At 61.6% G+C, this 13,252-nt stretch carries 10 protein-coding genes; 2 read left to right on the top strand and 8 right to left on the bottom strand.

Annotated features, from left to right (window positions below):
* The first annotated feature begins 143 nt into the window (after nucleotides 1–143).
* A complete protein-coding gene (locus HX851_RS02150) occupies nucleotides 144–1,532 on the top strand; it encodes a M10 family metallopeptidase C-terminal domain-containing protein (RefSeq protein WP_256262741.1) in 1,389 nt (462 codons plus the stop codon).
* A 101-nt stretch (nucleotides 1,533–1,633) separates the two neighbouring features.
* Nucleotides 1,634–3,472, top strand: coding sequence for a polyurethane esterase (locus HX851_RS02155; protein ID WP_177064811.1), 1,839 nt, complete (start codon nucleotides 1,634–1,636; stop codon nucleotides 3,470–3,472).
* A 156-nt stretch (nucleotides 3,473–3,628) separates the two neighbouring features.
* Here HX851_RS02155 and HX851_RS02160 read toward each other — a convergent pair whose 3' ends face one another.
* The 8 genes from HX851_RS02160 to arnC form a co-directional block, all read right to left on the bottom strand.
* A complete protein-coding gene (locus HX851_RS02160) occupies nucleotides 3,629–5,224 on the bottom strand; it encodes an ArnT family glycosyltransferase (protein WP_218173393.1) in 1,596 nt (531 codons plus the stop codon).
* Between the two features lie 243 nt (nucleotides 5,225–5,467).
* Nucleotides 5,468–6,835 (bottom strand): UDP-glucose dehydrogenase family protein, encoded by a 1,368-nt coding sequence (locus HX851_RS02165; protein ID WP_177057030.1) that lies wholly within the window; start codon nucleotides 6,833–6,835, stop codon nucleotides 5,468–5,470.
* Entirely contained in the window at nucleotides 6,832–7,239 is a 408-nt protein-coding gene (gene arnF / locus HX851_RS02170; RefSeq protein WP_017127326.1) for a 4-amino-4-deoxy-L-arabinose-phosphoundecaprenol flippase subunit ArnF, read from the bottom strand. Before arnF ends, HX851_RS02165 begins: the two co-directional genes overlap by 4 nt.
* Nucleotides 7,236–7,580, bottom strand: coding sequence for a 4-amino-4-deoxy-L-arabinose-phosphoundecaprenol flippase subunit ArnE (gene arnE / locus HX851_RS02175; protein WP_177064813.1), 345 nt, complete (start codon nucleotides 7,578–7,580; stop codon nucleotides 7,236–7,238). Before arnE ends, arnF begins: the two co-directional genes overlap by 4 nt.
* Complete coding sequence (gene arnT, locus HX851_RS02180; protein ID WP_177057028.1) at nucleotides 7,577–9,226, bottom strand: lipid IV(A) 4-amino-4-deoxy-L-arabinosyltransferase; 1,650 nt, start codon at nucleotides 9,224–9,226, stop codon at nucleotides 7,577–7,579. Before arnT ends, arnE begins: the two co-directional genes overlap by 4 nt.
* Nucleotides 9,223–10,107, bottom strand: a complete 885-nt coding sequence (gene arnD / locus HX851_RS02185; protein ID WP_177057027.1) for a 4-deoxy-4-formamido-L-arabinose-phosphoundecaprenol deformylase — start codon at nucleotides 10,105–10,107, stop codon at nucleotides 9,223–9,225. Before arnD ends, arnT begins: the two co-directional genes overlap by 4 nt.
* Nucleotides 10,107–12,098 carry a bifunctional UDP-4-amino-4-deoxy-L-arabinose formyltransferase/UDP-glucuronic acid oxidase ArnA gene (gene arnA, locus HX851_RS02190; RefSeq protein WP_177064814.1) on the bottom strand — a complete coding sequence of 664 codons (1,992 nt, stop codon included), beginning with the start codon at nucleotides 12,096–12,098 and terminating at the stop codon, nucleotides 10,107–10,109. Before arnA ends, arnD begins: the two co-directional genes overlap by 1 nt.
* Nucleotides 12,095–13,108, bottom strand: coding sequence for an undecaprenyl-phosphate 4-deoxy-4-formamido-L-arabinose transferase (gene arnC / locus HX851_RS02195; protein ID WP_177057025.1), 1,014 nt, complete (start codon nucleotides 13,106–13,108; stop codon nucleotides 12,095–12,097). The genes arnA and arnC overlap by 4 nt, the downstream gene beginning before the upstream one ends.
* Between the last annotated feature and the right edge of the window lie 144 nt (nucleotides 13,109–13,252).

Genomic DNA, 13,252 nt, shown 5'->3' on the forward strand with positions numbered 1-13,252 from the left:
CAACTAACGCTTCTGCTCAAACAACGCTTGCCTCCAAGCTGGCCAATTATTTCAAGGTGGTTTCCGATCGTGATACGGAAATTTTTCATCAGGAAAAACCCTCCTTTTCGAACGATCAGGCGGTGGTGAAGTTAATAGAGGATATGGAGTCCTTTCAGGATCTGGATGGCGATGGCAAAGTCGAAATCACTTATGAGTTCCTGAACACCCCATACGGACCGAGACTCGCCAATCTTTTCGAACTCGACGGTTTCACGCCATTCAACTCACAACAACAGGATCAAACCAGGTTGTCGCTGCAATCCTGGTCGGACCTGGCGAATGTGAGCTTCCGGGAAAGCCCTTCCGGCGGCGGAGATGGCCATTTTTATTTAGGTAACTATCAGGCCAGCGAAGAGGTTGATGGAACGGCGTTCAATCTGAATTTTTTTGGGAATTCCGACCAGACGGCCTATGTCTGGGTAAAAGCCAGTGACACCTACACGATCAACAAGACACCAGAGCTCAACAATTATGCCCGACTGACATTGACCCATGAAATAGGCCACGGCCTGGGGCTTGGGCATCCTGGCTACTATAACTACGACGAAGCGTCACCACCCAATTATAAAAACGATGCGGAGTATGTTCAGGATACCGTTGGTTATAGCGTCATGAGCTATTGGCTTGAAAATAATGGAGGGCACGATTTCAGTCAGGATTATATTGAATATCTGCAGGAAAATTATTCGTCTTTGAGTTGGGCGCTGGGTGCGCCAATAATCGCTGCTTATGAAGCCTATATGCTTTCCTCTCTTTCTGAAGATCACCTGCAAACGTATTCGTCCGCTCCCTTGATAGATGATATTTCAGCCATCCAGCAGCTCTACGGGGCCAATATGAGCACTCGTGTCGATGACACGATTTATGGTTTCAATTCAAATACCGGTCGCGATTTTCTGAGCATCACGTCCGCCGCGGACAAACCGGTGTTTGCGGTCTGGGATGCCGGTGGCAACGATACCCTGGATTTTTCCGGTTACCACCAGAACCAGAGTATCAATCTCAATGAACTTTCCTTCTCTGACGTCGGTGGGCTGACAGGCAATGTTTCCATTGCCAGGGGTGTCACCCTGGAGAATGCGATTGGCGGCTCCGGCGATGACCTGATGGTCGGCAATCTGGCGGCCAACGAACTCAAGGGCGGCGCCGGCGACGACCTGCTCTACGGTAGCGCTGGTGGTGACCGCCTCTGGGGCGGTGCCGGCAAGGACACCTTTCTGTTTATCGATGCGTTGGATTCCCCAACCGATGCGAGCGACCGGATCATGGATTTTGTCAGTGGCGAGGACAAGATCGACCTGTCCGGGATCACCGGGGGGACCGCACTGAATTTCGTCAGTGGGCTCACCGGCAAGGCTGGCGATGCGGTGCTGGCTTTCGCAACGGACACCGGGCTCGGGACCCTGGAGATCGATTTCTCCGGGACCGGCAAGGCGGATTTCCTGGTCACCACGGTGGGGCAGGCAGCGACCACGGATATCGTGGTCTGACGTGATGTAAAAAGGGCAGCACCCAGGTGCTGTCCTTGCGGTTGCAGGATGCGACGCCGACAACGCTTTCTCGACAATTTCAACAACAGAGAGGCAATACCATGGGTGTTTTTGACTATAAAAACGCGGGTTCCGAGGTCTCCAAAGCGCTGTACTCCGACGCGATGGCGATCACCTTGTACTCCTACCACAACCTCGACAACGGCTTTGCCGTGGGTTACCAGCACAATGGCTTCGGCCTCGGGCTGCCGGCGACCCTGGTCAAGGCGTTGATCGGCGGCACCGATGCCCAGGGCATCATCCCCGGGATTCCCTGGAACCCCGATTCGGAGAAAGCCGCGCTTGCGGCGGTGAAGGCGGCCGGCTGGACACCCATCAGCGCCACGCAACTGGGTTACGGCGGCAAGACCGATGGCCGGGGCACTTTCTTCGGTGAAAAAGCCGGTTACACCACCGGCCAGGCGGAAGTGCTCGGCAAGTACGACGCCAGCGGTCACCTGACCTCCATCGGTATCTCTTTCCGCGGTACCAGCGGGCCCCGGGAGACGGTGATCAGCGACACCATCGGCGATGCGATCAATGACCTGCTGGCGGCCATCGGTCCCAAGGACTACGCAAAGAACTACAGTGCCAATGCCTTCGAGGGGCTGCTCAAGAGCGTCGCCGCATTTGCCGCGGCCAATGGCCTGGGCGGCAAGGATGTGCTGGTCAGCGGCCACAGCCTCGGCGGCCTGGCGGTCAACAGCATGGCGGACCTGAGCAAGGACCACTGGGGCGGTTTCTACAAGGAGGCCAACTACATCGCCTTCGCCTCGCCGACCCAGAGCGGCGCGGGCACCCAGGTGCTGAATATCGGCTATGAAAACGATCCGGTGTTCCGTGCCCTCAACGGCTCCAGCCTGACTCCGGCGACCCTCGGGGTACACGATGCCAACAAGGCGTCGGCCACCAACAATATCGTCAGCTTCAACGACCACTATGCCTCCGATGCCTGGAACGTCCTGCCGTTTTCCATCGGCAATGTCGCCACCTGGATTTCTCATTTGCCGACCGCTTATGGCGATGGCATGAACCGCATCCTCGACTCGAAGTTCTATGACCTGACCAGCAAGGACTCGACCATCATCGTCGCCAACCTGTCCGATCCGGCGCGGGAAAAGACCTGGGTCCAGGACCTCAATCGCAATGCCGAAACCCACAGCGGGGCGACCTTTATCATCGGCAGCGAGGCCAGCGACCTGCTCAAGGGCGGACGGGGCAACGACTATCTGGAGGGCGGTGGCGGCAACGACACCTTCCGCGATGAGGGCGGCTACAACATCATTCTTGGCGGCCGGGGCAACAACACCCTCGATTTGCAAAAGTCGCTGGGCAGCGTCGATATCGCCAATGACGGCCAGGGGACCTTGTATATTCGTGATGCCCAGGGCGGGATCACCATCGCCAAGGATATCGGCACCCTGATCAGCAGTGAGCCGCACCTGGTGTTCCTGACCCGGGACGTGGTCCACAAGGTCGGCAACCAGAGCCTGTCCGATGGCGCGTATGTCAGTTCGCAGGTCGGCGGCAGCGGCGCGGACACCCTGACGGCGAAGGCCCGGGGCGAATGGTTGCTGGGCAACGACGGCAACGATCACCTGATCGGCGCGGCGAAGGGCGGGAACCTGTTTATCGGTGGCGCCGGCAATGACCTGATGGATGCCAGGGGCGGCGGTAACACCTTCCTCTTCAACGGCGCCTTCGGCCAGGATCGCGTGACCGGCTTCCAGGCGTCCGACAAGCTGGTGTTCATGGGTTATGCCGATTCACAGGGGCACAACATCCTTGATCATGCCAGGGTGGTCGGGCAGGACACGGTGCTGAGCTTCGGCGCGGATTCGGTGACCCTGGTCGGGGTCGGCCTGGATACGCTGAAAGGCGCGAGCGTGGTGATCGCCTGAGGAGCGCCTGACTCATCCTGTGGCGAGCGGGCTTGCCCGCGTTCGGCTGCGCAGCAGCCGTAAACCTGAGTCGCGTTTAGGTCTGATACGCCGCGATTAAAGGTTTTAGGGAGCTTCGCCCCCAGCGCGGGCAAGCCCGCTCGCCACATTCTCGAGCTAAGGCAGTTTCAACAACACAAAATCGTTCTTGTCGAAGCGTCCACTGAGTACCGGGCCCAGGGCGCCGATCGGCGAGCCCTGCAGTTTCTGATAATCCTGCTTGTCCATCACCAGCCACGCCGGGCCGGTCACGGCCTGGAGCTGTTGCGCCGTGCCGGTGAACACCGGTTGCAGGTCTTCGTCGAGATTGACCATGAACTTGATCGCCTTCGCGTCCTTGCCCATGGCGTGCAGGACCACAGGCGCCGGGTCGTGCTGGATCAGTTGCCGGGCGGCACGGGTGAAGGTGCGCGTGTCGTAGGCCGTGCGTTCGACCGGCTCGATCACCAGAATGTAACTCGCCCAGAGCGCCAGTACCGCACAGCCGGCCAGGCCCAGCGCCCGCCAGCGGGCCTTGAACAGCATGATCACGGCAATGATCTGCAAGACACCCGCCAGCCAGGGTGCCAGGCCCAGTGTCGGCAACTCCTCGGGAAAACGCCGATGCAGCATGATCATCCCGGCGATCAGCAGGCCCGGCAGGATCAACCAGATCCCCTGGATCAAACCGCGCAACCAGGCGAATAGCCGGCCCTGGTTCACCTGGAAGGGGAAGGCCGCGACAATCGCGACCAGCGGCAACATCGGCAGGATGTATCGGGCCTTCTTCGCCTGCGGCACGGACAGGCCGAGCATCACGATCAGGCCGGCGGCCAGGCAGTACAGCACCAGTCGGAGGGCCGGTCCGCGCTGCTGGCGACCGTTTGCCAGCAGGGCCGCGACCACCAGCACCGCCAGCGGGTAGGCCAGGGCGTAGTTGCCGAAGGAACTGCTGAAGTAATACAGCACGCCGCTGGAACCTTCACTGCCATCCATGCGACCGGTGAATTGCATGCGGATCACTTCCGAGAGGAAGAAGCTGCCGCCATCGAGCCACGCCAGCCAGAGCAGCAGACCGATGCAGGCCACCAGCAAGGCCAGGGCCTGGAAGCCGAAGACCAGCAAACGCCGCCACTGACCGCCCAGCAGATAGAAGCTGCAGAGCATGCCGGTGGGGATCACCAGGCCGATGGGGCCGCGAATGGCGAAGCCCAGTACCAGCAGCGCGAGGATCCAGAGTGTGCGTTTCGGCGCGGCGAAATGCTCGGTGGCGTAGCCCAGGTAGAACACCGACAGGCCGACCGCGGCCAGCATCAGGTCCAGCGATACGGCACGGGTTTCGGTGATAAAGGTATTGCTCAGCAACAGCAGGGCGATACTCAGCAACGCCCAGCGTGGCGAATAGGGCGCGACCAGCCGGTACATCAGCACCACGATCCAGGCCGCCGCCAGCGCGCTGGGCAACCAGGCGGCGAGGGCATTGACCGTACCGAAGGGCTGGGCGAACAGCCAGACCAGGAAGGTCGAGAAGGCCGAGTAATCGGGATAGGGTTCGCCGTAGGTGGTGGGGAAGAATCCCGGACCGTGGCGGAGCATTTCCTGGGCGAACAGCACGAAGCGCGAGTCGAAGCCGATGGCGGCCTGCTGATAGACCCCGGCGAGGAACAGCAGCAGGGCGATCAGGCCAAGGCCCAGGGATTGGCGATTGAGGGTTTGGCGAGAGGCGGGGAGCAATGTCACAGTGAGGTCCTTGTCCAAGGATCGTTCCCACGCTCGGCGTGGGCATGCAGTCCGTGACGCTTTGCGTCACACAGCGGACGCAGAGCGTCCTGAGAGGCATTCCCACGCAGGAGCGTGGGAGCGATCAAACGCCATACCCTGTAGGAACCGGCTTGCCGGCGATCGAGGCCCGCAAGCCTTGTATCGCCCGTCCGACCGCTATCGCCGGCAAGCCGGCTCCCACAAGGACCAAGGCGATCAGGCCTCTACATGACCGTGACGGGTCACCGGCAGGTCCAGGGACGCGCCGCGGCCGATGGCAAAGTAGGTAAAGCCCTTGCGCTGCATGCGATTGGCGTCGTACAGGTTGCGGCCGTCGAAAATCACCGGGGCCTTGAGGCGCTGCTGGATCCGTTCGAAGTCCGGGGCCTTGAATTGCTGCCATTCGGTGCAGACGATCAAGGCATCGGCACCGACCAGCGCGGCTTCCGGCGTGCCCATCAGCGACAGGCCCGGCTCATCCGGGTACAGGCGCTGGGTTTCCTGCATGGCTTCCGGGTCGAAGGCCCGTACCTGGGCGCCGGCGGCCCACAGGGCTTCCATCAGCACACGGCTCGGTGCATCGCGCATGTCGTCGGTGTTGGGTTTGAAGGCCAGGCCCCAGAGCGCGAAGGTCTTGCCCTTGAGGTCGCCCTTGTAGAACGCATTGATGCGGTCGAACAGCTTGTGTTTCTGCCGTTCGTTGATGGCTTCCACCGCCTGCAGCAGGTCGCTCGAGCAGTTGGCCGCCTGGGCGCTGTGGATCAGGGCGCGCATGTCCTTGGGGAAGCACGAACCGCCGTAGCCGCAGCCCGGATAGATGAAGTGGTAACCGATACGCTGGTCGGCGCCGATGCCCATGCGCACGGCTTCGATGTCCGCGCCCAGGTGTTCGGCCAGCTCGGCGATCTGGTTGATAAAGCTGATCTTGGTCGCCAGCATGCAGTTGGCGGCGTACTTGGTCAGTTCGGCGCTGCGCAGGTCCATGAACATGATGCGGTCATGGTTGCGGTTGAACGGGGCGTAGAGGTCGCGCATGACTTCGCGGACTTCTTCGCGCTCGCAGCCGATGATGATCCGGTCCGGACGCCGGCAGTCTTCCACGGCCGAGCCTTCCTTGAGGAATTCCGGGTTGGAGACGATATCGAACTCCAGCGCGCGGCCGGCTTTCTGCAGGGCGGTTTCGATATGGGCGCGCAGGGTGTCACCGGTGCCCACCGGCACGGTGGATTTTTCCACGAGAATCAGCGGCTCGAAGCGATGCCGGACCACTGCATCGCCCACCGACAGCACGTACTTGAGGTCGGCCGAGCCGTCCTCGTCCGAGGGCGTGCCGACGGCGATAAACAGCACCTGGCCATGTTCGATCGCCAGCTTTTCGTCGCTGGTAAAATGCAGGCGGCCACTTTCCAGGTTGCTCTTGACCATGGTCTCCAGCCCTGGTTCGAAGATCGGGATATGGCCCTTGCGCAGCAAATCGATCTTGTTCTGGTCAACGTCCATGCACACGACGTCATGACCGACTTCGGCCAGAACAGTCGCCTGTACCAGGCCTACATAACCGCTACCAATTACGCTGATTTTCATACGGAGTCCCTAGGACGGGGTATACGTGGAGAGTTGATCGTGAGAACGCCGAGGATGACCAGTGCCACCCCCAGTGTCTTGGAAAGACTGAAGCTTTCGTGGAAGAACGGCAGGCTGGCGGCCAGCAGGTAGACCAGCGCGTAGCTGACACTGAGCAACGAGTAGGCGCGACCCAACGGCAAGTCGCGCAAGGCGGCGAGCCAGCAGAGCATCGACAGGGCGTAGGCGAGGATCGCCGCGCCGACCACGGCCAGCGCCACCAGGGAGACGTCGCCGGTGGTCAACGCATCCAGCCACTGGCTCGGCTCGGGCAGGCGGGTCATGCTCCAGCGCATCCCCAATTGGGCACTGCTGACCAGCAGGACGCTGGCGCCGGCGAAAGTGAAGCCACGGAACAGGTTCATAGATGCAGCCCCAGCAGTACCACGCCGGCAATGATCAGGACCACGCCAAGCCAGTGACGGCGGTCGATCGATTCCTTGAACAGGTAGTGCGCCACCAGGGTGATCAGGACGAAATTCAGGCTGAGCATCGGATAGGCAATCCCGACCTCCAGCCGTTGCAGGACCAGCAACCACACCAGCAGGCCGAGGCCGAGGCTGACCAGTGCCAGCCACAACCAGGGCGAACGCAGTTTTTCCAGCATGCCCATGGAGGTCTCGCGCCAGCCTTCGACGGCGAACTTCTGGGCCACCTGGCCCAGGCACGTCAGCAGGCAGGCGCCGAGGAGAAGGATCAGGGTCATGGGGCGCTCTGCGGGAAAATCAGGATGACGATGTTGCCTTCTTCGTAACGCGTGCCGTCCTTGGGCAATTTATCGATTTCACGCAGTTCTTCCTCATCCTTGACGCGCATCACCACGCCGACCTGGCCTTCACGGCGGGCGTCGTCCATCCAGGACTGGATCTGGGTCATATCTCGGGTGCGTTCGGCGGCTTCCGGGTAGCCGAGGCCGTACTTCAATTCACCCTGGGTGTTGTAAAGGGTGATATCGGTACGTTTCAGGCGCCAGGCCAGGGCCGAGGCGGCGCCGAGGTCGTTGCTCAGCAGACGGTTGCTCTTGCTCAGCTCTTGCACATGCTCGGCGATGAACTGGTCCGGCATCTTGTTATGCACGACCACGCTGGGCATGGCCGCCGGCACCAGGGCCACCAGCAGCCCCATGCCCAATGCAGGAAGGGCCCACCACTGCAGCGGCCTGAACAGCGACAGGGCGTTGAACACGATCCAGCCGGCGATCATCAGGCACAGCAGTGACAGGTGAAAGGGCTCGTTGTCGTAGAACGGTTTCTTCAACTGGAAGAACACCAGCGCGGCTGCGGCGAGCAGGCCCAGCACCAGGTTGAGCAGACTGTTGAAACGTGGGACCGAGGCTTCGGAGCGGGCAATGCGCTCCATCAGCGAATGGCCCATGAGCAGGGCCAGCGGCATCAGGCACGGCATGATGTAGGTCGGCAGCTTGCCCCGGCTCAGGCTGAAGAACGCCAGCGGCAGGAACAGCCACAACAACAGGAACACGGTGGTTCGTTGGCCCCGGGCCTTCCAGGCGTCCTTGAGGGCAACCGGGAAATAGGCCGCCCATGGCAGGCTGGAGAGCACGATCAACGGCAGATAGAACCACCACGGGCGATCGTGCTGGGCGTCTTCGGCGGCAAAACGACGGATATGTTCGTGCCAGAAGAAGAACCGCCAGTAGTCAGGCTCCTGGAGATGCACGGCAATGACCCAGGGCAGGCTGACCACTGCCGCCACGAGCACCGCGACCAGGCCGTAGCCCACCAGCTCGCGAAAGCGCTTTTGCCAGATCATGTAGGGCAGGGCGATCAGCACCGGCAGCAGCAACGCCAGGAAACCCTTGGTCATGAAGCCCCAGCCACAGGCGAAGCCCAGCGCGGCCCAGGACAGCAGGCGGGCTTTTTTCGTGGTGCTGTCGATGGCGAACCACAGGGCGACGAAGCTCAGGTTGACCCAGAAGGTGAACTGCGGATCGAGGTTGGCGTAGCCGGCCTGTCCGGCGATCAGGCCGAAGCTCATGAACAGCGCGGCAGCGGCGAAGCTCTTGCGCGGATCGTTCCACAGCCGCCCGGCCAGCAGATAGACCAGCAGCACGCTCAGGCCGGTGCTCAGCGCCGAGGCGAAGCGCACGCCGAAGAAGTTATGGCCGAAGATCGCCTGGCCGAGAGCGATCATCCAGTAGCCGGCGATCGGTTTCTCGAAGTAGCGCAGTTCCATGAAGTGCGGCGCGGCCCAGTGGCCACGCAGGAGCATCTCCTGGCCGATCTGTGCGTAGCGGGTTTCATCCGGGATCCACATGCCGTTGGTGGCCAGCGGCGCCAGATAAAACAGCAGGAAAGCGAGGAACAGTAATGGCAAAGCCCAGCGTCTGGTCATCCCTGCTGTACCCCCAGCCAGCCTTCACGGCCACTGAGGTTGCCGCGCACCAGCCGGCCTTCGGGCAATCGGTCCAGCTGGGCCGGTAGCAGATTGACCAGGGGTTGGAACTCAATATTACGTGCGCTGGCTTGGGCCAGTAGCTGACGGAAATCGTTTGCCATCAGAATCCCTTCTACTTCTGCGTGAATGGTGTAGACGTTCAATCGCGCCGGGCTGAACCGGTCGAGAATGAACGCATTGAAATCTTTCGCGGCCAGGTCCGCTCCGACGACTTCGTCGAAGGTCGGCAGGTCCACGGGAATCTGCGGAGTACCCGGGCTGCCGTCCGCCAACCTTGGCAGAAACAGACCGTGCCCGCGGCAATCGCTGTTGTAGCGAAAACCGAAATGCTCCTTGGCTTGCACGACGCGTTCGTCCGCCCGCCATCCGGCGGTGGCCGAGCATTCGACGGCTTGCCCGGTGATATCGCTCAGGCAGTCGACGCCGCGACGGATCTGTTCGATCAGCTCGGCCTCGCTCCAGCGTCCGGCATTGGCCTGCCAGCCATGGTGATCCCAGGCGTGCAGGCCGACTTCATGGCCGGCGGCCAGGGTCTGGCGCATCAGATGCCCCAGGTCCCGACCGATCGGCTTGCCCGGCCAGGCGGTGCCGGCCAGCAAGATGTCCCAGCCGTAAAGGCTGGCAGCCTTGGAGCGCATCATCTTCAGGAAGAACTGTGGCTTGATGAGGCGCCACAAGTGGCGCCCCATGTTGTCCGGTCCGACGCTGAAGAAGAACGTCGCCTTGACCTGGGCCTCGTCGAGCAGTTCCAGCAACCGCGGGACACCCTCACGGGTGCCGCGATAGGTGTCCACATCGATGCGAAGTCCAGCCTGCATCAGCGCTTGTCCGCGATTTCGAGCATGGCTTCACGCAGGAAGAAGTCCAGGGTGTTGCCGATGGTTTCGCTCATCTCGACGGTAGGCTCCCAGTTCAGCAGGCGTTTGGCGTTTTCGATGCTTGGCTTGCGGTGTTCCACGTCCTGGTAACCGGCACCGTAGAACGCCTTGCTCTCGACATCGCGGAAACCGGCGAACGGAGGGAAGTTGCCGCGCAACGGGTGGGCCTCGAACTGACGCAGCAGCTCTTCGCCCAACTGACGGATGCTGGCTTCGTTGTCCGGGTTACCGATGTTGATGACCTGGCCGTTGCAGCTGTCGTTCTCGTTGTCGACGATACGCGCCAGGGCTTCGATGCCGTCGGCGATGTCGGTGAAGCAGCGTTTCTGCTCGCCGCCGTCGAACAGGCGGATCGGTGTACCTTCAACCAGGTTGAGGATCAGCTGGGTAATGGCGCGGGAGCTGCCGATACGCGCCGAATCCAGGCGGTCCAGGCGCGGGCCCATCCAGTTGAACGGACGGAACAGGGTGAAGTTCAGGCCCTTGGCACCGTAGGCCCAGATCACGCGGTCCAGCAGTTGCTTGGAAACCGAGTAGATCCAGCGTTGCTTGTTGATCGGACCGACGATCAGGTTCGAGGTGTCTTCGTCGAAGTTCTTGTCCTGGCACATGCCATAGACTTCGGAGGTCGAGGGGAAGATCACGCGCTTGTTGTACTTGACGCAGTAGCGGACCAGCTTCAGGTTTTCCTCGAAGTCCAGTTCGAATACGCGCAGCGGGTTGCGGGTGTATTCGATCGGGGTGGCGATGGCCACCAGCGGCAGGACCACGTCGCACTTCTTGATGTGATACTCGATCCACTCGGAGTGGATGCTGATATCGCCCTCGACGAAGTGGAAGTTCGGGTGGCTGCGCAGGCGCTCGATGGCATCGGAACCGATGTCCAGGCCGTAGACGTCGTACTTGTCGTCACGCAGCAGGCGCTCGGACAGATGGTTACCGATAAAGCCGTTGACGCCCAGGATCAGTACGCGGGTACGACGTGGCTTGCGGCCCGACTCGGCGCCACGCAACACGGAACCGTCGACCAGGCCCAGCTCGTTGGCCAGTTGCGGGCCGCTGAGGAACAGGCCGTTCTCGTTACGCTGGCCGGCGTTGATCACCAGCGAGTCTTCGCCACAGGCGATACGCAGTGGGTCGACGCTGATCACACGGCCCGGGGCCAGGCCTTCGTTGCCCTTGACGACATCGGCGCCCCAGACGATCAGCTTGTGCTCGCCCACGGCGCAGAACGCGCCCGGATACGGCTTGGTGACCGCACGCACGAGGTTGAACAGCTCTTCGGCAGGCTTGCTCCAGACCAGCTTGCCGTCAGCCGGGGTACGACGACCGAAGTAGGTCGCCTTGGATTCGTCCTGGGCGGTTTCGCTCAGCTTGCCCTGGGCCAGTTGTGGCAGGGCGTCGCGCAGCAGGTTCGCAGCGCTGTCGCGCAGCTTGGCATGCAGGCTCAGGGCGGTATCGGAACGTTCGATGGCGACGCGGTTCTGCGCCAGGATGCCACCGGCATCGGCACGCTTGACCATGCGATGCAGGGTCACGCCGGTTTCGGTTTCGCCGTTGACCAGCACCCAGTTGGCCGGAGCGCGGCCGCGATAGCGTGGCAGCAACGAGCCGTGCAGGTTGAATGCACCGTTCTTGGCAGTAGCCAGCAGCTCTTCGCTGAGCAGGTTGCGATAGTAGAAGGAGAAGATGAAGTCCGGGCTCAGTTTGGCGATGCGCTCGATCCACAGCGGGTGGTTGGCGTCTTCCGGTGCATGGACCGGGATACCCTTGAGTGCGCACAGTTGGGCAACGGAACCGTAGAAGGCGTTTTCCTTCGGGTCGTCGGCATGGGTAAACACAGCGGCGATTTCATAGCCTGCGTTCAGCAAGGCTTCGATGCCTGCGCAACCGATATCGTGATAGGCGAAGACGACAGCTTTCGGATTCATGATGCGACCTGATTGGAGGTAGTAGTAGAAGAGGTTTCAGTGGTGGCGCTGCTGGAAGAGGGCTGGCTGCGCACTACTTTTTCGATAAAGAACCGTGGGCGGGCGCGGACATCGCTGTACATGCGGCCCAGGTATTCACCCAGCAGGCCCATGCCGATGAACTGGCCACCGGTGAACACGAACAGCACGGCGAACAGTACGAAGGTACCGTCACCGGCCCAGGCGGCGCCGAAGATCAGGCGCAGGACGATCAGCATCAGCGCGAACAGCGCGCCGAGACCGGCCATGCTGAAACCGATGATGCTCAACAGCCGCAGGGGCGTGGTGGTCATGCAGGTGACCAGGTCGAACATCAGGTTGATCAGGCGCATCGGGCTGTATTTCGAGTCGCCGTGTTCTCGCTCGGCGTGCTGCACCAGCACCTCGGTGGTGTGGCGGGCGAAACTGTTGGCCAGGATCGGGATAAAGGTGCTGCGCTCGCGGCAGGCGAGCATGGCGTCGACGATGCTGCGGCGGTAGGCGCGCAGCATGCAGCCGTAGTCACTCATGGCCACGCCGGTGGAGCGCTGGACGGCCAGGTTGATCAGGCGCGACGGCCAGCGGCGCAGGGCCGAGTCCTGGCGGTTGTTGCGCACGGTGCCGACGACGTCGTAACCCAGCGCGGCCTGTTCCACCAGGCGCGGAATCTCTTCCGGCGGGTTCTGCAGGTCGGCGTCCAGGGTGATCACCACATCGCCGGTGGACTGCTCGAAACCGGCCATGATCGCGGCGTGCTGGCCGTAGTTGCGATTCAGGATCACGGCAACGACCGGGCTGCCTTCGCGTTCGGCGGCTTCCTGGAGAATGTCGGCGGAGCGATCGCGGCTGCCGTCATCGACCAGGATGATCTCGACGTCCTGGGTCAGTTGCGCACAAGCCGCTTCGGTACGACGCAACAGCTCGGGCAGGCTCTGTTCTTCGTTGTAGACCGGTATGACGATCGATACGCGCTGGATTGGATAAGGTTTCAAAGGCTTCTTTCCAGAATGGTTTCAGTAGTGCAGACGATGATCTGTGTCATCGTGTGGCAGGTCGGATTTGTATACGCGCAAATCGACCTGTGCCAGTCACGGCGGCCGACACGGGAAAAACCCGTGGGAGAATACCGAATACAT

It is taken from the genome of Pseudomonas gingeri (assembly GCF_013385635.1).
Classification (GTDB): domain Bacteria; phylum Pseudomonadota; class Gammaproteobacteria; order Pseudomonadales; family Pseudomonadaceae; genus Aquipseudomonas; species Aquipseudomonas gingeri_A.